Origin of the sequence: Trichlorobacter lovleyi, from assembly GCF_015239775.1 — a bacterium.
GTDB classification, from domain to species: Bacteria; Desulfobacterota; Desulfuromonadia; order Geobacterales; family Pseudopelobacteraceae; genus Trichlorobacter; species Trichlorobacter lovleyi_B.
Map to the genome: position 1 here is coordinate 437,688 of NZ_CP058409.1, position 22,958 is coordinate 460,645.

Annotated in this window: 13 protein-coding genes; 10 read left to right on the forward strand and 3 right to left on the reverse strand. The window is 58.4% G+C overall.

Going from position 1 to position 22,958, the window contains the following annotated elements:
- The first annotated feature begins 8 nt into the window (after nucleotides 1-8).
- From FY034_RS02125 to FY034_RS02165, 9 genes are all read left to right on the forward strand, one after another.
- Entirely contained in the window at nucleotides 9-1,703 is a 1,695-nt protein-coding gene (locus tag FY034_RS02125; protein WP_265553398.1) for an ATP-binding protein, read from the forward strand.
- The gene (locus FY034_RS02130; protein WP_265553399.1) at nucleotides 1,700-5,035 is read left to right on the forward strand and encodes a PAS domain S-box protein; all 3,336 of its coding nucleotides are present in this window, start codon (nucleotides 1,700-1,702) and stop codon (nucleotides 5,033-5,035) included. Before FY034_RS02125 ends, FY034_RS02130 begins: the two co-directional genes overlap by 4 nt.
- Nucleotides 5,032-5,790, forward strand: coding sequence for a class I SAM-dependent methyltransferase (locus FY034_RS02135; protein WP_265553400.1), 759 nt, complete (start codon nucleotides 5,032-5,034; stop codon nucleotides 5,788-5,790). Before FY034_RS02130 ends, FY034_RS02135 begins: the two co-directional genes overlap by 4 nt.
- 76 nt (nucleotides 5,791-5,866) lie before the next feature.
- On the forward strand, nucleotides 5,867-7,747 hold the full coding sequence (locus FY034_RS02140; RefSeq protein ID WP_265553401.1) for an ATP-binding protein: 1,881 nt from the start codon (nucleotides 5,867-5,869) through the stop codon (nucleotides 7,745-7,747).
- Complete coding sequence (locus tag FY034_RS02145; RefSeq protein ID WP_265553402.1) at nucleotides 7,744-10,575, forward strand: PAS domain S-box protein; 2,832 nt, start codon at nucleotides 7,744-7,746, stop codon at nucleotides 10,573-10,575. Before FY034_RS02140 ends, FY034_RS02145 begins: the two co-directional genes overlap by 4 nt.
- An 8-nt stretch (nucleotides 10,576-10,583) precedes the next feature.
- Complete coding sequence (locus FY034_RS02150) at nucleotides 10,584-14,165, forward strand: CheR family methyltransferase (RefSeq protein WP_265553403.1); 3,582 nt, start codon at nucleotides 10,584-10,586, stop codon at nucleotides 14,163-14,165.
- Nucleotides 14,162-14,989: a phosphate/phosphite/phosphonate ABC transporter substrate-binding protein gene (locus FY034_RS02155; protein ID WP_265553404.1), complete on the forward strand. Its 828-nt coding sequence runs from the start codon at nucleotides 14,162-14,164 to the stop codon at nucleotides 14,987-14,989. Before FY034_RS02150 ends, FY034_RS02155 begins: the two co-directional genes overlap by 4 nt.
- Nucleotides 14,990-14,993: 4 nt before the next feature.
- Nucleotides 14,994-16,502, forward strand: coding sequence for a sensor histidine kinase (locus FY034_RS02160; protein ID WP_265553405.1), 1,509 nt, complete (start codon nucleotides 14,994-14,996; stop codon nucleotides 16,500-16,502).
- Nucleotides 16,502-16,891 carry a response regulator gene (locus tag FY034_RS02165; protein ID WP_265553406.1) on the forward strand — a complete coding sequence of 130 codons (390 nt, stop codon included), beginning with the start codon at nucleotides 16,502-16,504 and terminating at the stop codon, nucleotides 16,889-16,891. The genes FY034_RS02160 and FY034_RS02165 overlap by 1 nt, the downstream gene beginning before the upstream one ends.
- 147 nt (nucleotides 16,892-17,038) lie before the next feature.
- Here FY034_RS02165 and FY034_RS02170 read toward each other — a convergent pair whose 3' ends face one another.
- Genes FY034_RS02170 through FY034_RS02180 form a run of 3 tightly spaced genes read right to left on the reverse strand, consistent with a single transcriptional unit; the run spans nucleotide 17,039 to nucleotide 21,146 of the window.
- Nucleotides 17,039-19,006: a (Fe-S)-binding protein gene (locus FY034_RS02170; RefSeq protein ID WP_265553407.1), complete on the reverse strand. Its 1,968-nt coding sequence runs from the start codon at nucleotides 19,004-19,006 to the stop codon at nucleotides 17,039-17,041.
- A complete protein-coding gene (locus tag FY034_RS02175) occupies nucleotides 19,003-20,334 on the reverse strand; it encodes an electron transfer flavoprotein subunit alpha (protein WP_265553408.1) in 1,332 nt (443 codons plus the stop codon). The genes FY034_RS02170 and FY034_RS02175 overlap by 4 nt, the downstream gene beginning before the upstream one ends.
- Nucleotides 20,331-21,146 carry an electron transfer flavoprotein subunit beta/FixA family protein gene (locus tag FY034_RS02180; RefSeq protein WP_012468655.1) on the reverse strand — a complete coding sequence of 272 codons (816 nt, stop codon included), beginning with the start codon at nucleotides 21,144-21,146 and terminating at the stop codon, nucleotides 20,331-20,333. The genes FY034_RS02175 and FY034_RS02180 overlap by 4 nt, the downstream gene beginning before the upstream one ends.
- 384 nt (nucleotides 21,147-21,530) lie before the next feature.
- Here FY034_RS02180 and gdhA point away from each other — a divergent pair, with 384 nt between their 5' ends.
- Nucleotides 21,531-22,877 (forward strand): NADP-specific glutamate dehydrogenase, encoded by a 1,347-nt coding sequence (gene gdhA / locus FY034_RS02185; protein WP_012468656.1) that lies wholly within the window; start codon nucleotides 21,531-21,533, stop codon nucleotides 22,875-22,877.
- Nucleotides 22,878-22,958: the final 81 nt, after the last annotated feature.

The following is a 22,958-nucleotide window of genomic DNA, read 5'->3' on the forward strand; positions in this document are numbered from 1 at the left end:
TTTAGCCGATGATCTATCTTGCACTGATACAAAATATCGCCCTGCTGGTGGCGCTGACCTTTGCCCATGGTCTGCTGATCCGGCATATCCGGCAACGGGGGCATGCCTATGCCTTGTTGTCCGGCCTGCTGTTCGGCAGTGTGGCCCTGGTGGGGATGATGACCCCGATGGTCTTGCAACCGGGGCTGATCTTTGACGGACGCAGTATTGTCATCGCTGTGGCAGGCCTGTTTGGCGGTCCGGTTACCGCAGCTGTTGCCGCTGCCATGGCTGCCGGCTACCGCTACTGGCTGGGCGGGGTTGGCGCACCGATGGGGGTGGCGGTCATTATCGGCTCCGGTGCCATTGGTGTGGCCGGCCACTATCTGCGGCGCAGTTGGCCCCGGACTGTCAGTCCGGTCGGTTTCTACCTGTTCGGTCTGCTGGTGCATCTCTGGATGATCGGTTGTATGTCCTTTTTGCCTGCAGCAGTTGCGCTGGTGGTGCTGGCCAACATCACGCTGCCGGTGCTGCTGGTCTACCCTGTTGCCACGCTGCTGGTTTGCCAGCTCTTTCTGCAGATGGAGCGCCATATTGCCATTGAGCAGGAACTGGAACAGGAACGTAACAGCCTGAGCAGTCTGATTCAGGCCGTGCCGGATCTGCTGTTTGAACTGGGGCTGGATGGACGCTACTACAGCTGTTATGCCCGCCACCAGGAACAACTGGCAGCACCAACTGATGCATTGCTGGGCCGGACCGTGCGTGAGGTGCTGCCGTCCCAGGCGGCAGAGGTCTGTCTTGAGGCGCTGCAGGAGGCAGAGAGAACCGGCCATTCCCATGGTCGCCAGTTTTTTCTGCAACTGCCAACCGGTGAACTCTGGTTTGAGCTGTCGGTTGCCCGTAAAACTGGACCGGTAACGGATCAGCCCCGCTTTGTGGTGTTGTCGCGGGATATCACCGACCGCAAGCTGCATGAGAAGGAACTGCTTGCGGCCCGCTATGCCGCCGAGTCTGCCAGCCGGGCCAAGTCTGAATTCCTGGCCAACATGAGCCATGAGATCCGCACCCCGATGAACGGGCTGCTGGGGATGGTGCAACTGATGCACTATACCCGGCTGAGCCAGGAGCAGAAGGAGTATCTGGAGAATATGGAGCTTTGCTCCAGTACCCTGCTGGCGCTGATCAATGACATCCTGGATCTCTCCAGAATTGAGGCCGGCCGGATTGATCTGGAGCATGAGGCCTTTCCGCTGGGGTTGACGATCCGGGAGGTGATGGCGCTGCAGAACGCACCGGCCCGGCAGAAGTCGTTGGAAATGGTGCTTGAACTGGCGGATGATTTGCCTGAGCAGATGCTGGGGGATCAGATCCGCTTCAGGCAGATCCTGCTGAACCTGGTCGGCAATGCGATCAAGTTTACCGAGCAGGGGAGTGTTACCGTGAAGGCGCTGCGCATGACAGGGCCGGACAATGTGCCGTGGTTGCATCTGGAAGTACAGGATACCGGCATCGGTATTCCTGCTGAACAGCTGGAACTGGTTTTTGCCCCCTTCACCCAGGCCGATGGCTCGATCACCCGCAGATTTGGCGGCTCCGGGCTGGGGCTTTCCATCTGTCAGCGTCTGACCGAGCTGATGGGGGGGCGGATCGGGGTCCGTTCCGAGCCGGGCAAAGGGAGCTGTTTTACGGTTGAACTGCCCTTGTCAAAGGATTGCCCATGACTGAAGGTTTTGTCCTGCTCTGCGGCTTCGCTGGTCTGGTGGTCCTGTTTTACGGGCGGAACGGGCACCTGCGCCGCAACGAGAGCAACAATGGGGCTGGCCGCAGTATCACGCAGGCTGTCATAAAGAACCTGGCCCGCAGCCTGACGGCACTGTTACTGGCAGGCTTGCTGGTGGAGTGCGCGCTTCTGCCGGTCTCCGCAGCGCAGAATCAGGCTGGTGCCGTTCCGGCAGGGATCGCCCTGAGTGATGCCGAGAAGGACTGGCTGGCCAGACACCCGATCATCCATGTCGGGGTAATGCAGGACTGGCCACCCATGAACTATCTTGATCGCAACGGCACGGTGCAGGGGATCGGTGCAGACTACCTCAAGGCGATCAACCGCATACTGGGGGGGATGCTGGTCCCGGTTCCCGGTCCGTTCAGGGAAAACTACGAATGGGTGCAGAACGGGCAGATTGATGCCCTGATGGATATAACCCGTTCCCCTGAACGGGATGCGCTGTTTGACTTTACCCGGCCCTATATCTCTATTCCCCATGTGCTGGTGGGGCGCAGGTCAGGGACTTTTTTCAGACAGGAAGCCGACCTGGCCGGCAAGAGCATCGCCCTTGAAAAGGGGTTTAACAATGTCACCTATTTCAGGAACAATTTCCCGTCGGTCACGGTCCGCGAGTACGGCAGTACCGCCGAGGCGCTCAAGGCGGTTGCCCGGGGAGAGGCCGACGCCTATGCCGGCAACCGTGCCGTGGTGCAGCATCTGCTTGACAAGCTGGAACTGAACGGACTTACCCCGATGGGCACCCTGATCGCACCCCGCTCCGTGCTGCAGTTCGGGGTGGCAAAGGGACAGACAGAGCTGCAGGGCATTCTGGATAAGGCACTGGCTGCAATTCCGGCTGCGGAGCGGGCGGCGATTGCCGATCGCTGGATTCCGAATCCCTACGAGACGCGGATTGATTATCGCAAGCTGCTGCTGGCTGCCTTGCTGGTGATTACGCTGCTGGCAGGCCTGGTGCTGGTCACCCGGCGCCTGAACAAACGACTGCAGCAGCAGGCAGAATTCTGGTATGCCTTTCGAGAACGAACTACTGCCGGTATCCTGATTGTGTCGTCAGAGCGGATAATTGTGGAGGTAAACCGCCGCCTGTGCGAGATGTTCGGCTACACCAGGGACGAGCTGGTGGGGCAAAGCGCGGAGGTTTTGCACCTTGACCGGGAACAGTATGAACGGTTTGGACAATGGTTTGCCAACGCTCGTTCAAATGAGCCGATGGTGCAGGTTGAATGGCAGTACCGCCGCAAGGATGGCAGTGCCTTCTGGGCGATGATTTCCGGTGGTGCCCTTACGTTGACCGATGGCGACAACGGAGTGGTCTGGAACCTGACCGATATCAGCGATCGTAAGCAGGCGGAAGATGCATTGGCGGCTGAGCGCAGCCACCTGCAGACCCTGTTTGAGGTGAACGGTTCCGGCATGCTGGTGGTCTCTTCCACCCGCCAGATACTGCAGGTCAATAGCCAGTTTTGCAGCCTGTTCGGGTATGACCGGCAAGAGTTAGTGGGGCAGAGCGCCCGTATCCTGCACCTTGACCAGCAGCATTATCAGGATTGGGCTCCCTGCTTCCAGGAGGCCAAGGCAGGTCACCCGCTGGCCAGTGCCGAGTATCCTTGGCGTCGTAAGGACGGTACAACATTCTGGTGTTTTTTTGCCGGAGTAAAGATGCAGCTTCCCAATGGTGAGCCGGGTGTGCTTTGGAACGTGATCGACATTACGGAGCGTAAACAGGCCGAGCAGACCATGACCCTGCTCAATTTTGCCCTGGATACGATCCATGAAGCAGCCTACCTGGTGGATAAGACCACCCGCTTTATTTACGTCAATCAGGAGGCCTGCCGCTCCACCGGCTACAGCCGTGAAGAGTTGCTGCAGATGAAGATCGGCGATGTTGATGCAGCATTTCCCGAGGATCAGTGGCCAGTCTTCTGGCAGGAGCTGATCCGTCAGCGGGCCATCACCTTTGAGGGAACTCACAGAAGCCGTTCCGGCCAGGTCTATCCGGTGGAGATTACCGCCAACTATTTTGAATTTGACGGCCAGGGCTACAACCTGGGGTTGGCCCGGGATATCAGCGAACGGAAAAAGACAGAGGCTGCGCTGCAGGAAGCCAAGGAGCGCGCAGAGGCCGCCAGCCGGGCCAAGACGGAATTTCTGGCCAACATGAGCCACGAGATCCGCACCCCGATGAACGGTATCATCAGTATGGCCCATCTGCTGCGAATGACGGACCTGACTCCCGAACAACAGGAGTTTCTGGCCAGCCTGCAGATCTCATCCCAAAACCTGTTGGCGCTGATCAGCGACATTCTGGATATCTCCAAGATCGAGGCCGGCAAACTTGAACTGGAATGTGCCGATTTTTCAGTACGGGCCACCATTGAGGAGGTCGTGGCCTCTCAGATGCCACGTATCACCCAGAAAAAGCTGGGTATCTGCACCGAGCTGTCTGACGAACTCCCTGAGATCCTGCTGGGGGACTCGCTGCGGTTCAAGCAGATCCTGCTGAACCTGCTGGGCAATGCCATCAAGTTTACGGAGCAGGGCCGCATCAGCATTGTGGCCGGGCCGTCTTCCCGCAATGACAACGGGCTGGTCATGCGTATCATGGTTGCCGATACCGGTATCGGCATGTCTCCAGAGGTGCTGGAGCGGGTCTTTGCACCCTTTGAACAGGCGGACAGCTCCACAACCCGTAAATATGGCGGCACCGGCCTGGGACTTTCCATCTGCCGCCGCCTGGTCGAGTTGATGGGGGGGCGGATCTGGGCTGTCAGTACACCCGGCAGCGGCAGTAGCTTCTTTGTTGAGCTGCCGTTTGTGGTGCGTGAGGCCTCTGGCGGTAGTGCTTTGCCTCTGGAAGACCGGCCGGAGCCGGTGCCGGAGGGCCGCCCGCTGACCGTGCTGCTGGCAGAGGATAATCAGATCAATGCACGCAGTATGAGTGCCATTCTGACGCACTTCGGGCATCGGGTGGTAACCGTGGAGGATGGGCAAAAGGCCTTTGAACAGTGGCACAGCAACCGCTGGGACTGTATCCTGATGGATGTCCAGATGCCGGTCATGGACGGTGTTGAGGCCACCCGCCTGATCCGCCAGGCAGAACAGGCTTCCGGTCGTCATACACCGATTGTTGCCCTGACGGCCCATGCCATGCAGGGGGACCGGGAGTGGCTGATGGCAGAGGGCTTTGACGGCTATGTGGCCAAGCCGGTGGATATCAAGCTGCTCTGCGCCGAGCTGGCGCAGGCCACCGCAAAGGATCGAGGATGACCGGCACCGGCTTCACTGACCATTTTGCACAGGTGGCTGCCCACTATGCCAGCCACCGTCCCAGCTACCCGCCCGCGCTGTTCAGCTGGCTGGCTGAAAAGGCCCCGGCACGCAGGCTGGCCTGGGATTGTGCCACCGGGACCGGCCAGGCAGCGTTGGGACTGGCAGAGCAGTTTGAGCAGGTCTGGGCCACCGACGCCAGCCGCTCCCAGATTGAGGCCGCTGCACCCTGCCCGAATGTTCAGTATCATACCACTCCGTCTGATTGCTCCGGGCTGCCTGAGCACTCTGCCGATCTGGTGACCGTGGCCCAGGCCCTGCACTGGTTTGATCTTGATCGCTTCTATGCCGAGGTGCGCCGGGTGTTGCGGCCGGGCGGTCTGTTGGCGGTCTGGACCTACGGTGTCTTTCGGGTTGAGGGGACGGACACCGCCGGAATACAGCGCCTGCTGGACCGGTTTTATTACGAGACCGTCGGAGACTGTTGGCCGCCTGAACGGCGTCATGTCGAGAACGGTTACGCCGACCTGGCCTTCCCCTTTCATGAATTGACTCCCCCCACATGCGCCATGGCCGTTGACTGGAGTCTGGATGACCTGGCCGGCTACCTGCGCAGCTGGTCAGCCACCAGCCGCTACCGTGAACGGCATGGCAGCGATCCTGTGCCGCTACTGACCGTGCCGCTTGCCCCGCTCTGGGGTGAAAACCGGCGCCGGGTAATCTGGCCGCTGTCAATCAAGGTGGGCCACCTGTAGGCGTCTGACAGTTGCGCATCAGCCGCCTGGTGATACACTGTCATAGAGTGACCATTCCCGATCAAGGACCTGTCCCATGACGCTGCGGACCCGGCTGACAATCAGTTATAGTGTGTTGGCGTTACTGCTGATTGCAGCCGAGCTGGTCTGCTCCTCCATGACTGCCCTGCCGTTGCTGCTGAAACTGTTGCTGATACTGGGATTGCTGGCGATCGGAACGGCCGTTGCCTACTACCTGACCGGGCGATTCAGCCGACAGCTTGAGTCCCTTGCCCATGCCGTCCAGCTGTTTGGTGACGGTCAGGCCGAAGCGTTGGCCCGCTTGCCGCTGCGCGGTGATGAACTTGCGCTGTTGCAGGGTACCCTGCTGCAGATGTCCTCCAAGCTGCAGGACAGCATGCAGCGCCTGAGCAGCAGCGAAGAACGATTTCATGCCCTGTTTGACGCCATGGTGGAAGGCGCTGCCCTGCATCGCATCCGGTACAACCATGACGGCACTCCGGTGGATTACGTGATTGAGGAGGCCAACCGGGTCTTTGAACAGCTGCTGGGCCTGAAGCGGGAACAGGTCGTCGGCCAGCCTGCCAGCGAGGTGTATCAGACGGATGCCCCGCCCTATCTGCAGGAGTATGCCACGGTGGTGGCAACCGGCCAGCCCAACCGTTTTGAGAGCTATTACGCCCCCCGTGACCGGCATTTTCGCATCTCTGCCTGCCGGATCGGGCCGGAACAGTTTGCAGCGCTCTTTGAGGATATCACCGACCAGAAATCCCATGTGGAAAGCCTGAACAGCGCCATGCAGCAACTGAAGTCTGCCAACGAGGCCAAGAGCCGCTTTCTGGCCGTGATGAGCCATGAGATCCGCACCCCGCTCAACGGCATTACCGGCATGGTGCAGCTGTTGCGGGATATGGAGATGCCGCCGTCCCAGCGCGAGTATCTCAATTTTATCGACAGCTCTGCCGACAGCCTGTTGAATGTGATCAACGATATCCTGGACTTCTCAAAGATCGAGGCAGAAAAACTGGAGCTGGAGCTGGTCCCGTTTCAGCCTTCCAGGCTGCTGCATGATACCCTGCGGGTGATGCGGCTGCGGACTCAGGCCAAGGGGTTGCTGCTCAGCCTGATCTGCCCTCCTGATCTGGCTGAGGTCCTGGTGGGAGATCCGTACCGGCTGACCCAGATCCTGAACAACCTGGTGGGGAACGCCATCAAGTTTACCGCCGGCGGCGAGATTGTGGTGCGGGCAGCCACCCGCTGCCATGATGACGGAACCGTGCTGTTTGCGGTTGAGGTACAGGACTCCGGGATCGGCATGGATCAGGCCACCCAGCAGACCATCTTTGAACCGTTCATCCAGGCTGACAGCTCCACCAGCCGCAAGTTTGGCGGGACCGGGCTGGGGCTGGCAATCTGCAAACAGCTGGTTGAGTTGATGCATGGCACCATCACGGTCTCCAGCAGTCCGGGAAACGGCAGCACCTTCAGCTTTGCCGTGCCGCTCAAACCGGGTGTGCTGCCGGCGGCAACGCCGGAACCGGTGGCGGTGACCGGCCTTGATCAGCCGCTGCGTATCCTGGTGGCAGAAGATCAACCGATTAACCAGCGCTTTGTTGCCGAGATCCTGCGCAAAAAGGGACATCAGCCGCTGCTGGCCAACAACGGCAAGGAGGCGGTGGATATCTGGAACAGCGACCCTGTTGATCTGGTACTGATGGATATCCAGATGCCGGTTCTGGATGGCCTGAAGGCGCTGGCTGCCATTCGTGCTGCAGAAGACGGGACCAAACGCCACACCCCGATTGTGGCCTTGACGGCCCATGCCATTGTCGGCGATCAGGAGCGGTTGCTGAATGCCGGTTTTGACGGCTATCTGGCCAAACCGTTGCAGGTCGCCAACCTGTTTGAGGAGATGGCCAGGGTCCTGGAGCAGATCAGCAAGGAGAGGCGCGTATGACAACAGCTGCGGATCAGCATGCCGTTGATGAACTGCTGCGTATCGGTCCCCTGCTGGAAGAGGTGCTTGAAGGTACCGCCACAACGGTTGGTGATGCCTTTCTGGCAGCCCTGGTTACCACGCTGGTCAGGGTGTTCAACGTCCGTTACGCCGTTGTTGGCCGTCTGCTGCCGCAGCGTGCCGCGGTGCAGACCCTGAAGGTCTGTGCTGATGGTGAGCTGGTGGAAAACATCGTGTATCCCCTGCCCGGAACCCCCTGCGAACATGTGGTAGGGCTGGTCCCACGCTACTTTGCCGTCGGCGCTGCCGATCTCTTCCCGAACGACGAACTGCTGCGTCAGCTGCAGGTCGAGTGTTATCTGGGGGTGCCGCTGTACTCATCCCGCCATGAGCCCTTGGGCAATCTGTTGCTGATGGACAGCAAGCCGTTAGCGGAAGAGCTGGTGCCGCTGGCCCTGAAACTGATGGAGCTGTTCGCATTGCGCACCGCCGGAGAGATCGAGCGGGCAGAACGGGAACACCAGCTGGCGCTTCAGGATATCCACCTCGGCATCATCCTGGACAACAGCCGCGACGGCCTGCTGACCACCGCGGCTGATACCCGCATTCTGTCGGTCAACCGGGCGTACTGTGCGCTGCTGGGCTATGAGGAACAGGAGCTGCTCGGCAGATACATCCATGAGATTGAGGCAAATGAGACAACGACAGAGGTAGATGCCCACACCCGCAAAATCGTTGAGCAGGGGTTTGACCGCTTTGTCAGCCGTCATCGCTGCAAGGACGGCACAACACGGGATCTGGAACTTTCCATCAGTTATATCGCCGAAACCGACCAGTTTCTGACCATTGCCCGGGATGTCACGGAACGCCTGGCGCTTGAGCGGCAGCTGCTCGATTCTGAGCAGCGCTATCAGGCCTTTACCGAGTTAAGTTCTGATTTCTGCCATGTCTGTATCCGTACAGTCGGTGGGCCCTACCGGGTACAGTGGATTGGCGGACAGTTTGAGCGGATCACCGGTTATTACAGCGATGAACTGCTGGCCCTGGGGTGTTGGCTGCCGTTGGTACACCCCGATGATCGTGAACGGGTAGCGGCAGGCCTGTCACGGCTGGCTGCCGGTGATGAAGTCCGCTCCGAATTCCGGCTGGTGCGCAAGGATCAGGCCGTCCGCTGGATCCGTGAGCATAGCCGCTGTGTGCGGGATCCGGTCAACCCGGATCTGTTGCGTCTGTACGGCTCAGCCCGTGATATTACCACCGAACACGACAACACGCTTGCCCTGCAGACGGCGGAGAATGCCTACCGGACCATCTTCAACGCCACCAATGACGTGATCTTCATCATGGATACCCAACAGGGGATGATCATCGATTGCAACAAACAGGCAGTACAGCTTTTCGGGCGTCCACGGGTGGAACTGATCGGTTCCAACCCGGTGCAGCTCTCGCCGCCGGATCAGCACGATTTTGGTCTTGAACAGGCCGTCTCGTACATCCAGGCTGCCATCGGTGGGGTGCCGCAGCTGTTTGAGTGGCCCTGTGCACGTCCGGACGGCAGCACCTTCTGGGCAGAGGTCAGCCTGCGGGCCGCTGAGATCAATGGCCGCCAGCGGCTGCTGGCGGTGGTACGGGACATCTCGGAACGGAAACAGAGTATGCGGGAACTGCAGCAGGCCCGGGATGCGGCGCTGCAGGCCACCATCGCAAAGAATGAATTTCTGGCCAACATGAGCCATGAGGTGCGTACCCCCCTGAATGGCATCATGGGGTTGAGCCAGCTGCTGCGTACCACCAGCCTGACTGAAGAACAGGCCGGCTATATGGATATGCTGGACAGCTCAGCCCGTAATCTGCTGGTGTTGATGAACGATATCCTTGATATCTCGCGGATTGAGGCCGGCAGCCTTGCCATCCGGCAAACCGCCTTCAGTCCGGCCAAGCTGCTGCGGGAAGTGGGGGATATGTACGAAAAAGCGGCCGCCGAGAAGGGGATCGGGCTGGATATCCAGCCGTGCGATGAGCTGCCTGCTGCCCTGGTCGGTGATCCGTTGCGGCTGAAGCAGGTGCTGATCAACCTGGTGGGGAATGCGGTCAAATTCACCGGCCACGGCGGTGTCACCCTGAAGGTGGATTGTCTGGAGGAGTCTGCCACGGGGATCAGGCTTGGCTTTGAGGTGTCTGACAGCGGCATCGGCATGTCTGTGGAAACCCTGCAGAAGATCTTCCATCCCTTTACCCAGGCCGATGCCTCCACCTCCCGGGTGCATGGCGGCAGCGGTCTGGGGCTGGCTATCTGTCGTCGCCTGTCGGAGCTGATGGGAGGGGATATCCGTGCTGAAAGCAGTCTGGGGCAGGGCAGCCGGTTTGTTGTCGAGTTGCCCTTTGGCCGCTACCTGGGGGCTCAGGATCCTGAAGAGTCCGAGGCTGCCGCCGCCTCGTTGCAGCTTGCACCGTTGCAGATTCTCTTGGTTGAGGATCAGGAGGTGAACCGTACCTTTGTACAGCGCCTGCTGGAGCGGCAGGGGCATCGGATTGCCGCTGCAGCAGATGGCCTGATGGCACTGGACCTGCTGGAACGGGAACCGTATGATCTGATGCTGCTGGATATCCAGATGCCCGGCATGGGGGGTGAAGAGGTGCTGCTTCAGCTGCGCCGGAAAGAACAGGCAACCGGTAGCCACCTGCCGGTGGTTGCCCTGACGGCCCATGCCCTGGCAGGCGACCGGGAGACGTTGCTGGCAAGCGGCTTTGACGGCTATGTCGGCAAGCCGGTCCAGATGGGTCAGTTGCTGGCTGAAATGGGACGTGTACTTGCCATGAAAGGATAATCTCAGGAATGAGTGAACAGGATACCTCACTGCTGCCGGACGAAGAACTGACGGAGTCCGCAGCTGAAGATACGAACAACACCGATTGGCAGCCGATTACCGATCTGCTGCACCGCGGGCTGGGGGTTGACTTCGGCAGTTACCGGGTCGCTACCGTGGGGCGCAGGATCTCGCGCCGGATGGAGTTGCTGCAGCTTGCTGATGTTGCTGACTACGCTACCCTGCTGGCTGCCAGTCAGGAAGAACTGGAGGCACTGGGCCGGGATCTGCTGATTGGGGTGACGGAGTTCTTTCGCGATCCTGAGGTGTTTCGCCGGCTGGCCGATCTGCTGCGTGAACTGTTGCGGGGCCGTTCGGCCACCGAAGGATTCCGGATCTGGTCCGCCGGTTGCGCCAGTGGGGAAGAGGCCTATTCCCTGGCGCTGCTGCTTTATGATGTGGCACAGGAGGTCGGGTTTAGCGGCGATCTGAAGGTCTTTGCCACGGATCTGCATAAAGGCGCCCTTGAGATTGCATCACGGGGGACCTACTGTGAAGCGGCCCTTGCAGGGCTGCCCAGTCATTATCTTGAACACTATTTTCGTCGCGAGGGCGATGACTGCTTCCGGATTGACCCGGTCATCCGCCGTCTGCTGGTTTTTGCCCATCATAACCTGCTTTCTGATCCGCCCTTTACCCGGATTGACCTTGCCGTCTGCCGCAACCTGCTGATCTACCTGCAGCCGGAGGCGCAACAGCGGGTGCTGTCTGCCCTGAAGTTTGCGCTGGTGCCGGGCGGGCATCTGCTGTTGGGGCCCAGTGAAGGGGTCAGCCATCTGGCCAACGCCTTTGGCGTGCTGGATTCAGGCTGCAAGCTGTTTCAGAAAAAGAGCAGCCCCCGCGATAGCATCACGGTTCCCGGTATCCCCTGGATTGCCCGCAATCCGCTGGTGGCCTCACTCCATCAGCCCTCCCGGAACGCGGTTGCTCTGGATCGTCATCTGTTGCAGGACTATGACAGGATTCTGGACCGCTATGCCCCGCCAGGTATGTTGCTGAATAGCCAGCGCCAGGTGCTGCATATTTTCGGAGATCTGTCTGACTATCTGCAGCCGTTGACCGGACGGCTGACCGGTGATCTTTTGGGAAATCTGCGGGAAGAACTGCGTCCGGCCCTTTCCACTGCCCTGTTACGGGCTGAACAGAGCCGGGAAGCCATGGTGATGGACCGGGTGCCGCTGATGCAGGACGAAACAACCCGCTACATCGATATTTCAGTGGCCTGTATGGCCGACGATCGCAGTGATGATCTGCACTTTCATGTCACCTTGCGACCTTCTGACTGGCAGCCGGTGCAACAGGATGAGCCGGGCAGCCCCCACCATGATATCGATTCGTCGTTGCATCGGCGCATATCCGATCTTGAGCAGGAGCTGCATTCAACCCGCCACTCGTTACAGTTAACCATTGAAGAGTTGCAGACCAGTAACGAGAAGCTTGATCTGGCCAATGAAGAGCTGATCTCTTCCAACGAGGAGTTGCAAAGCACCAACGAAGAACTGAAATCGGTCAATGAAGACCTGTATGCCGTCAATAGCGAGCTTGAAAGCCGTAACCAGGAACTGCTGCGGTTGAACCGTGATCATGATAATCTGCTGAGCAGCACCGAGGTAGGCACGATCTTTCTGGATAACCAGCTGCGGATTCGCAGATTTTCCAGCGCGATCAGTGCCTTCATGAAGCTGATGCCCCAGGATCTGGGACGGCCGATTGATCATATTGCCTATGAGCTGGGTTCACCGCAGGAGTTTCGCGAACGGTTGCTGCAGGTGCTGAAAGAGGGGGTCCGCCACGAGCAGGAGTTGCAGTTGGGGGCGGAACACTGGGTGTTACAGCGTATTCTGCCCTTTCGAGGGGGGAACGACAGCACCGATGGGGTGGTGCTGACCTTTACCGACATCAGTGTGGTCAAACAGGCGCAGGCAGCTGTGGCCGAGATGAACATCCAGCTGGAGCAGAAGGTGATCGAGCGGACCTGTGAGCTGTCTGCCAGTGAGGCCAGGATTCGTGCCTTCATTGAAAACTCGGGCCAGGGGTTCTGGCAGCTGGGGCCGAACCGGTTGACCATTGATCTGAATCCTGCCCTCTGCTCGATGCTGGGCTACCGCCGGGAAGAGATGCTGGGCCGTTCTCCGCTTGAGTTTGTGGATGCCGAAAACCGGGCGATCTTCCTGTACCAGATGGGGCGTATCGATGGGACCGAACATCGCAACTATGAAATAACGCTGCTGCATAAGAGCGGTCATCCGGTGCCGGTCATGTTTTCTGCCACGACCCATCGTACGGTCGAGGGTAAGGTGGATAGCGCCTTTGCCTTTATTACCGACCTGAGTGAACAGAAACGGGTTGAACAGGAGATGCGGAGCGCCAAGGAGGTTGCCGAATCGGCCAACCGTGCCAAGACCCAGTTCCTGGCCAACATCAGCCATGAAGTACGCACCCCGTTGAACGGGATCATGGGGATGAGCCATCTGTTGCACATGACCCCGCTGGCTGATGAACAGCAGGACTACCTGCGTCATCTGGATGACTCGGCCCAAAGCCTGCTGGCCGTGATTAACGACCTGCTGGACCTGACCAGGATTGAATCCGGCGGTTTTGGGACAGAACAGGCCGATTTTCAGCTGGACCAGCTGGCGCGGGATATCCTGCGGATTCATCAGCCGGTGGCCCAGCGCAAGGGGGTGCTGCTGCAGCTAGAACTGGCGGACGGCATGCCCGGCCTGCTGCGCGGGGTGCCGTTACGTCTGAAGCAGGTGCTACATAACCTGGTGGGCAATGCGGTCAAGTTTACCGACCAGGGACGGGTCGTCCTGTCGATCTCCCCCATCATTGTGCCGGGGCAGTCGCTGCGGGTCCGTTTTGCGGTCTGTGACAGCGGTATCGGTATGGATCCGGAGACCATCAAACGGATCTTTGATCCCTTCAGCCAGGCAGATGAGTCCATCAGCCGGCGCTATGGCGGCACCGGTCTGGGGCTGACCATCTGCCGGCGCCTGACGGAGCTGATGGGCGGTACGATTGAGGTGGAAAGCACGCCGGGGTTGGGGAGCTGTTTTACGGTGATTCTGCCGATGAAGACGCCGTTGGGGGCCGTGGTCCCTGCGGCTACGCCGCTCAGGCAGGATAGCTTTGAAAGAAATGCCTTGCAGATCCTGCTGGCCGAGGATCAACCGGTCGGGCGGCTTTATGCCACCCGTCTGCTTGAACGGCTGGGACACCGGGTAACGGCGGTGGAGGACGGCAGACAGGCAATTGAGGCCTGGGAGCAGAACTGCTTTGACCTGATCCTGATGGATGTGCAGATGCCCGGTATTGACGGGACGGTGGCCACGGCAACCATCCGGCGACGTGAACAGGAAGGGGGCGTACGCACACCGATTATTGCGCTGACAGCCCATGCCTTAACCGGTGACCGTGGCAAGCTGCTGGAGTGCGGCTTTGATGGTTATGTGCCGAAACCGATTGATGTTGAAGGACTGCTGGCAGAGGTGAACCGGCTGATAACACCGGATACCGTGCACTGCAGCCAGAGAGGAGAACTGCCATGAGACTGTTCGCGGGATTAGCGCTGCTGCTGGTGTTGGCAGGTATTGTGCCGGCCCAGGGCGCAGAACAGAAACAGTATGTCTTTGCCGTGCTGCCCCAGCGGCCGCCGGTGACCATGCATACCAACTGGCGTCCGTTTCTGGATCAGCTTGAGCGTGAGACCGGACTTACGTTTAAATTGAAACTGTATGAGACCATGAACCAGTTTGAGGCGGAACTGAAACAGGGTGTGCCTGATTTTACCTTTGCCACCCCGTTCCAGCTGATGGTGATACACAAGACACAAAACTACCGGCCGTTGGTACGGGGCAGCCATCAGCTTGCGGGCATGCTGATCGTCAGGAATGATTCTCCGTACAAGGAGTTAAGGGATCTGAATAATCACGAAATTGCCTATGTCGGCAGTCGCAACGTCTGTAGCCTGGCATTGCGTAACCAGTTGTATCAACAGCACATCAAGCTGAACCTGAATGAAATCTTTGTCGGTTCCAGCAGTAATGTCTACAAAACAGTGCTACTCGGCAAGACAGCCGCCGGTACTGTCTTAAACGTGGATTTTGACGCCCAACCGGTGGATGTCAAGGCCAAGCTGCGGATCTTGATGAAGACCCCGTACCTTGCGCCGCACTCCATTGCCGCCCATCCGCGTATTCCCGCCAACGCTCAACAGGCAGTAGCCGAGGCGGTGTTACGCATGGCAGAAAAGCCGGAAACTACGGCACTACTCAAGCCGGTGCAATTGGGGAAACCGGTCGTATCCAACTATGAGCGGGATTACCAGTCACTTGAGAACATGGACTATGAAGCCTTAGTTAAAGGGATGTGACCGAATGTCATTCCTGCCGCACCATCTCCATAACCGCATGCTGGTGGCCATTACCCTGGCAATGCTATTGGGTACGCTGGGGCTGTCGTTCTGGACCGCTGCCAGTCAGTCCGGCCAGTTGCATGTTGCGCGACTCCAGCAGGCCAAGCTTCTGTCGAACAACCTGGCTGAAGGCTGTGCGCATGCCTTGAGCATTGAAGATTATGCCGCGCTGGACCAGTTCTTGCGTAATGCCAGCGGTGTACCCGGCTTGCGCAAGGTGGTGGCACTCGATGCCTCGGGCATTATTCTTACGGCTTTCAAGCGCGCCTCCGATACTGACCTCGCCGAATTAATCGATGAGCATGAGGTATTAAAAGCCCCTGCCACTATTCAGCAGACCGAGCAAACAAACGGAGCAGAACTGGTAATCTGGCAGCCAGTACAGGCCGGAGGTTTGCTGGGCTGGCTGCAGCTCACCTTCAGCCATGACGATATAGCCCAAATGCAGAGCCAAATCTGGCGTAATGGCATTATAGCTGCCTTTAGCGGGGTCGTACTCGGCATTGGCTTGGTTGGCCTGATGCTGCGCAGACCGCTCCACTCCATCAGCCGTCTTTCCAGCTTTGCCCGTGAATTGCCGCTGCATAAAGGCGCAACGGTCCCGGTCGAGCGTTATGTGAGCGAGGTGCAGGATCTGGGAGAATCACTCAATTATGCCTCCACTGAGCTCTGCCGGATTGAACAGGAACTGCTTGAACTGAACCGCACCCTGGAGGGGCGTATTGAGGAAGAGGTTGCCAAAAGTCGGGAGAAGGATACCCTGCTGCTGCAGCAAGCCCGCTATCAGACCCTGGGTGAGTTACTGGTCAATATTGCCCATCACTGGCGCCAGCCGCTCAATAACATCGGGGCACGGGTTCAGGAAAACGCCTGGCAGCTGACAACCGGTGAGCTGCTTCCTGAAAATGCCATGGCTGCTGCCGACCTGATCATGCAGGATTTGAAACAGCTTTCCCGTTCCATCGAGGCGTTTAACCTGTTGTGCCGCCCGGCACTTCCTGATCAGATCCTGCTGCCGTCGGACGCGGTACAAAGGGCGATCCAGATGGTGCAGGACAGCTATCAGCAGTCAGGAATCAGCTTTGAGCTGAAGCTGATTGCGGAACAGGCACTCCAGGGCTCACTGCAGGATCTGGTACAATGCGTGCTCAATATTTTCAGTAATGCCAGGGATGCCATCATGGCCGGCCATGAAGATGGCGGGCTGATCAGGGTGGAAATTGATGTTCAGGAACAGAAGTTCGTGACGATTGCGATCGCCGATACGGGTGGCGGTATTCCGCAACAGTTGCTGCATTCGCTCTTTGACCCCTATGTTACCAGCAAGTTTCGTACACAGGGGGTGGGACTGGGGCTGTTTGTGGTGCGGCAGATTATTGAACAACGCTTTAACGGTACTGTCACGGCTGCTAATCAGGGCAGTGGTGCCGTGTTGACGATTGCTATTCCGCTGAGACAGGAGAATGTCTGATGGCACCTACGACTGATGAAGAATTGAGACAACTCTGTTTGCTCTATGTGGAGGATGAGGATATTGCCCGTTTGTCCATCGGCAGTTTTCTGCGTCGTCAGGTGGGAGAACTGCTGCTGGCGTCGCAAGGTGAAGAAGGGTTTCGGCTGTATCAGGAAAAACGTCCGGCCGTGGTGATTACCGATCTTGAGATGCCGGTCATGAACGGCATGGAGATGATCCGCAGGATACGGGCCCTGGATCACGATATCCCGATCATCATTACCACTGCCTATGATGACGATGCCCATTACTGCCCGGAAGCGGATATGACCATCCTGAAGCCGATCAGTTTCATGGAGCTGTTGCAGGCGGTCAAAGATTGCCTGACGGCCAGGGAGAAAGGGTGATTGGGTAGCAGTAACAGCTGAAAGCAACCCCCCCTCAGTCCCCCCTTGTCAGGGGGGACGTCTTTAAAACTGCCACGTTGCGCCCCTCCCCTGATAAGGGGAGGCTGGGAGGGGTTCGGTGTAAAATAAATTGGTTTCTGCCTTGTGTTACCGCAATACCGCCTCGGCCATCACCTCGGCAATATCCTTCACCTGCACCTTTTCAGCCTTCAGATCCTTGATGCCGTCATCCAGCATGGTCAGGCAGTAGGGGCAGGCGGTACAGATCGTATCCGGTTGCTGCTCGAGGGCCTCGGCTGCCCGTACCAGGTTGATCCGGTCGCCGGTAAACTCTTCCATCCACATCCGGCCGCCGCCGGCGCCGCAGCAGAAACCGTCTTCGCGGTTGCGGGGCATCTCCAGCGGCTCTGCACCGGTGGCAAGGGCCAGTGCCTCGCGGGGTTCGTCGTAGATGGCGTTGTGACGTCCCAGGTAGCAGGAGTCATGGTAGACCAGCTTGCCCAGGTCGGCCTGCTTGGGCAGCTTCAAGCGGCCATCCTGCACCAGATACAGCAGCAGCTGGCTGTGGTGGATTACCTCCAGTTCGATCCCGTACTGCCGGTAGTCGTTTTTCAGGGTAGTCAGGCAGTGCGGGCACTGCACCACCACCTTCTTGATCCCCCGCTCTTTAAACAGGGCAACGTTTTCTTTGGCCAGTTTGTCAAAAACGAACTCATTGCCCAGTCTGCGCAGTGAGTCGCCGCAGCATTTCTCGTCCTTGCCCAGCATACCCCAGGATACGCCGGCCTTGTCCAGCAGCAGGGCGGTGGCCACGGTAATCTGCTTGGCCCGGGCATCAAAGGAACCGGCACAGCCGACATAGAAGAGGTACTCGGTCTTGCCCGGCTCATAGGGACGTTCGCCCAGCTGGGTGGCCCATTTGCCCCGCTCGGTGGGGGCGATGCCCCAGGGGTTGCTGCGCCCTTCCATGTTTTCGAACAGGTTCAACAGTTCTTCCGGGAATCTGGATTCCATTTCCACCAGATGCCGCCGCAGCGGGATCAGTTTGGGCATCTGCTCGATAAAGACCGGACAGGCCTGCAGGCAGGCGCCGCAGGTGGTGCAGGACCAGATTGCCTCTTCAGAGATGGAGGCATCGCCTTCACCGATCAGTGCCGTGGTGGCGGCCTTGCCCTGCTTCAGCTGCGGACCGTTGGCCATCAGATTGTGCTTGAGCTGGGCAATCACCCCGCGCGGATTCAGCGGTTTGCCGGTCTGGTCTGCCGGACAGGCCATCTGGCAGCGGCCGCACTCGGTGCAAGAGAAGGCGTCCAGCAGTTCTTTCCAGGTGTAGCCGTCAACCCGGTTAATCCCGAAGCTGTTGCCGGCGCTGAACTCTTCCCGTTCCGGCAGGGGCGGATGTTCGCGCCGCCGCAGAAACACGTTGGGGATGGCGGTGATGATATGGAAATGTTTGCTGAGCGGCAGCAGGTTCATGAACAGCAGCAGCACCAGGGCGTGGGTCCACCAGGAGAGGTCATGCACCAGCTTGCCGGCCCCGGAAGGCACATAGGGGGCAAACCAGCTGGAGATCGGCATGATGCTCTCTGCCAGCACCAGGGTGCTGCCCTGCATGCGGGAGATCTTGGCGGCGTTCACGCCGAAGTTTGCCAGCATCAGGGTGGCGATCAGAAACAGGATGAAGAACGCCTCAAAGGTCCGGGCCTCGGGATAGGGAGGGGCCACCAGCCGTCTGATGGCAGCAGCTGTCACAGCCAGCAGGGTAATCAGTGAGACCACGTCAATCATCTGCATCAGCGGCATGAAGATGCCGTCCGGCAGCCTGGTGAAGTTGACGGCAGGAAACAGACCGTGCAGCAGGAATTCGGTGTTGGCAATCATCAGGACCAGGAAACACCAGAAGATGGCCACATGGATCAGGCCGGACGGCTTGGCCAGCACCCGCTTCTGGGCAAAGGCGTAACTCAGGGTGTCGCCGATCCGCTGGCCGATGTTGTCCAGCCGTTCTTCAGGGCGTCCCAGGGCGGTCAGTGAGAGTCGTTTCCAGCAGCTCCAGACAAACAGGGCCGTGGCGGCAATAAAGAGTGGTGCGAAAATGGTCGGGGTTGGTGTCATGGTTTTTTGCCTCGTGTTTTCAGCTCACGAATTTTACGCGTCAGGACGGGTACAATCTGGAACAGATCGCCGACAATGCCGTAATGGGCCACTTCAAAAATCGGTGCATCCTTGTCCCGGTTGATGGCGATGATCAGGTCGGCATCCTGCATCCCCACCAGGTGCTGAATAGCACCTGAAATGCCGCAGGCAATATAGATCTTGGGGCGCACGGTCTTGCCGGTCTGGCCGACTTGCCGGTCGTGGGGCATCCAGCCCGCATCCACTGCAGAACGGGAGGCCCCCACCACACCGTTCAGCTCTTTGGCCAGCTCTTCCAGCATGGCGAAGTTTTCCGGTCCCATCATGCCCCGCCCGCCGGAGATGATGAATTCGGCGCCGCCGATATCCACCTTGTGCTTGCTGTCGCCGTCGCGGATAATTTCAAGCACCTTTGCCAGTACCTGATCTTCCGGGGTGGTAAAGGCATCCCGGATAATCTGGCCGGTGGCCGCCGGCAGCGGTTCGGGCATCTGCATCACATGGGGCCGGACCGTGGACATCTGGGGCCGGTATTTGTCGCACATGATGGTGGCCATGATATTGCCGCCAAAGGCGGGACGGGTCTGCATCAGGTTGCGTTTGTCGTCAATATCCAGGCCGGTACAGTCAGCGGTCAGGCCGGTGCCGACCCTGGTGGCCACTGCCCCGGCCAGGTCGCGTCCCATGCCGGTGGCCCCCATCAGGATCACCTCGGGTTTGTGCTGCTCAATCAGGTGGCACATCGCTTCAAGGTAAGACTGGGTGCGGTAATCGCCATAGAGCGGTGCATCCAGCAGATAGGCCTTTTCTGCACCGTATGTGAAAGCTTCGTGGCAGAGCGGCTCAACCTTGTGGCCGATTACCACGGCACACAGCTCAACTCCCAGCTTGGCAGCCAGCTCCTTACCCTTGCCCAACAGCTCCCAGGATACCTTGGCCGCCTCGCCATCGGTCTGTTCGATAAAGACCCAGACCCCGCGGTATTGGGCCTGCATCCGGGCAATGGCAGCCGCCTCCGGATCCTCTTCTTCCGCTATGGGCGCGCTACCTGCTGCTGCCAGCTGTTCGAGGATCTTCTGCTCTTCAGGGGTGAAGAACATTTCAAGTGCCTGGGCCGGACAGACCTTGACGCACTTGAGGCAGCCGATACACTTTTCTGTATCAACTACCGGTTCACCGGCTTCATTCATACTGATGCAGTTGACCGGGCAGGAACTTTCACAGCGGGCGCCGCAGGCAATACACTTGCCGTCCAGCAGGCGGGCGCGTCCGCGGGGTTTTTTGATCTTTGGTGTGTTTTCACTCATAGTGGTAGCAGATCCTTTTCCATCAGTTTACCCAGCAATAAATCAACCGTTCCCTCCGGATCGGCATAGCCGTCCCCTACAATTTCACCCTTGTCGCGTTCCGGTGAGAAGATCTTGGATACCCAGGTGGGGGAGCCCTTCAGACCAATGGTCTGGGGATCGAGTTGCAATACTTCGTTATTCCAGACCTCAACCTCTGCGGTTGCAGCAGCCAGGCGCATCGGTACGGTGGGGTAGCGGGGACGGTTCAGTTCCCGCACGACGGTCAGCATGGCCGGCAGGGGCGCCTGCACCCGCTCATGCCGGCCTTCCAGCTTGCGGCTGACCACCAGCTTCTTATTGGTCAGGTCCAGTTCTTCCACCTTGTCCACCAGGGTCAGTTGTTGGTAGCCCAGGCGGACGGCAATGCCCGGGCCGACCTGTGCGGTGTCGCCGTCAATGGTCTGCTTGCCGCAGATGACCAGCCCCACCGGTTCAACCTCCGCATTCAGCTTGGCTATGGCTGCTGCCAGCACCTTGCTGGTGGCCAGGGTGTCGGCCCCGCCAAAGACGCGGTCGGACAGCAGGATGGCACGATCAACGCCGGCAGACAGCGCCTTGCGCAGGGTTGCCTCTGCGTTGGGGGGTCCCATGGAAAGCACTGCAACCCGGCAGCCGAACTGGTCTTTCAGTTGCAGCGCGGCTTCCATGGCGTGGGTATCGTAGGGGTTCATGATGAAGGGGATCCCTTCACGTATCAGGGTGTTGGTAACCGGGTCTATCTTGACCTGGGTCGTATCAGGGACTTGTTTGATACAGGCTACTATCAACATGTGATTCCTCTTTGTGCCAAAAAACAAGGCATTTTGTGGTATGTGGCAAAATTTTAAACAATAGCAGATCTACATACTGCATCAAAAAAAATCATGCAAGTGCTAATAGCCTGAATTTACTGAGGCTGTAGCGCATGTAGTGAGAGCAAATGTGTTGATATTGCACCTTGTCATGTGTTGTAACGACACACACAGGCTCGGTACAGGGGTGTGATTTATGTCGTCTTGAACTGCTGTTTTGGCTAATGTGTCTGCTTTTTGTGCAATGATTGCTGCTGTATTGTATATTTAATATGCATATGACTTAATATTGGGCATGCGTGTTGCAACTCTGTGTGGGTTTATACAACCAGGAACCTCGGTTCTGTACACAAAGGAGACATCATGGCCAAGCTGGATGAAAAAATCGAAAGCATCTACAACGACGTACTCAAGCGCAACCCGGGTGAAATTGAATTCCATCAGGCCGTACTGGAGGTTCTCGAATCCCTTGGGCCTGTTGTTGTCAAACATCCTGAATATCTTGAGCGCAAGATCATTGAACGGATCTGTGAGCCGGAGCGTCAGATCATCTTCCGGGTACCCTGGCAGGATGACAAAGGCCAGGTGCATATCAACCGTGGTTTCAGGGTTGAGTTTAACAGCTCTCTGGGACCTTACAAGGGCGGTCTGCGTTTTCACCCTTCGGTCTACCTGGGAATCATCAAGTTCCTCGGTTTTGAGCAGATCTTTAAAAACTCGCTGACCGGCCTGCCGATTGGTGGCGGCAAGGGCGGTTCGGACTTTGATCCCAAGGGTAAGTCCGATGACGAGGTGATGCGTTTCTGCCAGAGCTTCATGACCGAGCTGTACCGCCACCTGGGTGAGCATACCGACGTGCCGGCTGGTGATATCGGTGTGGGCGGCCGCGAAATCGGCTATATGTTCGGCCAGTACAAGCGGATCACCAACCGTTATGAGCCGGGCGTCCTGACCGGCAAGGGGCTGACCTGGGGCGGTTCGCTGGTGCGGACCGAGGCCACCGGGTATGGTGCCACCTACTTCATCAACGAGGCCCTGAAAGTACGCAAAGATACCTTTGAAGGCAAGACCTGTCTGGTATCCGGCTCCGGTAACGTGGCCATCTATACCATTGAAAAGATCCATCAGCTGGGCGGTAAGTGCGTTGCCTGCTCAGACTCCAACGGCGTGATTTACCATGAAAAAGGCCTTGACCTCGACCTGATCAAGCAGCTGAAAGAGGTGGAGCGTCGCCGTATCTCCGACTATGCCCTCGCCCATAAAGATGCAAAGTATATTCCAAACGGCAACATCTGGGACATCCCTTGTCAGGTGGCTATGCCGTCTGCAACCCAGAACGAGATAAATGGTAAGGATGCCGCCAAGTTGGTTAAAAACGGCTGTATCGCTGTCGGTGAAGGTGCCAATATGCCCACCACGCCGGAAGGGGTCAAGGTGTTCCTGGATGCCAAGATTGCCTACGGACCGGGCAAGGCTGCCAACGCAGGAGGCGTTGCCACCTCGGCGCTGGAGATGCAGCAGAACGCCCAGCGTGATTCCTGGACCTTTGAGGATACCGAGGCCAAGCTGGAAAACATCATGAAAAACATCCATGCCAACTGCTACGAGACCGCTGAAGAGTATGGCGCACCGGGTAACTATGTACTGGGTGCGAACATTTGTGGATTTATCAAGGTCGCCAATGCTATGGTAGCCCACGGACTGGTCTAGAGTTCTCCTTGCAGATTCTGTTCTCCCTCTAGCCCAGCCCACAGCTGGGCTAGAGCTGTATTGGCAGGAATGACAAAAACA

Coding starts and splice junctions, on each gene's coding strand:
- FY034_RS02125 (WP_265553398.1), top strand. CDS start 9: ATGATCTATCTTGCACTGATACAAAATATCGCCCTGCTGGTGGCGCTG.
- FY034_RS02130 (WP_265553399.1), top strand. CDS start 1,700: ATGACTGAAGGTTTTGTCCTGCTCTGCGGCTTCGCTGGTCTGGTGGTC.
- FY034_RS02135 (WP_265553400.1), top strand. CDS start 5,032: ATGACCGGCACCGGCTTCACTGACCATTTTGCACAGGTGGCTGCCCAC.
- FY034_RS02140 (WP_265553401.1), top strand. CDS start 5,867: ATGACGCTGCGGACCCGGCTGACAATCAGTTATAGTGTGTTGGCGTTA.
- FY034_RS02145 (WP_265553402.1), top strand. CDS start 7,744: ATGACAACAGCTGCGGATCAGCATGCCGTTGATGAACTGCTGCGTATC.
- FY034_RS02150 (WP_265553403.1), top strand. CDS start 10,584: ATGAGTGAACAGGATACCTCACTGCTGCCGGACGAAGAACTGACGGAG.
- FY034_RS02155 (WP_265553404.1), top strand. CDS start 14,162: ATGAGACTGTTCGCGGGATTAGCGCTGCTGCTGGTGTTGGCAGGTATT.
- FY034_RS02160 (WP_265553405.1), top strand. CDS start 14,994: ATGTCATTCCTGCCGCACCATCTCCATAACCGCATGCTGGTGGCCATT.
- FY034_RS02165 (WP_265553406.1), top strand. CDS start 16,502: ATGGCACCTACGACTGATGAAGAATTGAGACAACTCTGTTTGCTCTAT.
- FY034_RS02170 (WP_265553407.1), bottom strand. CDS start 19,006: ATGACACCAACCCCGACCATTTTCGCACCACTCTTTATTGCCGCCACG.
- FY034_RS02175 (WP_265553408.1), bottom strand. CDS start 20,334: ATGAGTGAAAACACACCAAAGATCAAAAAACCCCGCGGACGCGCCCGC.
- FY034_RS02180 (WP_012468655.1), bottom strand. CDS start 21,146: ATGTTGATAGTAGCCTGTATCAAACAAGTCCCTGATACGACCCAGGTC.
- gdhA (WP_012468656.1), top strand. CDS start 21,531: ATGGCCAAGCTGGATGAAAAAATCGAAAGCATCTACAACGACGTACTC.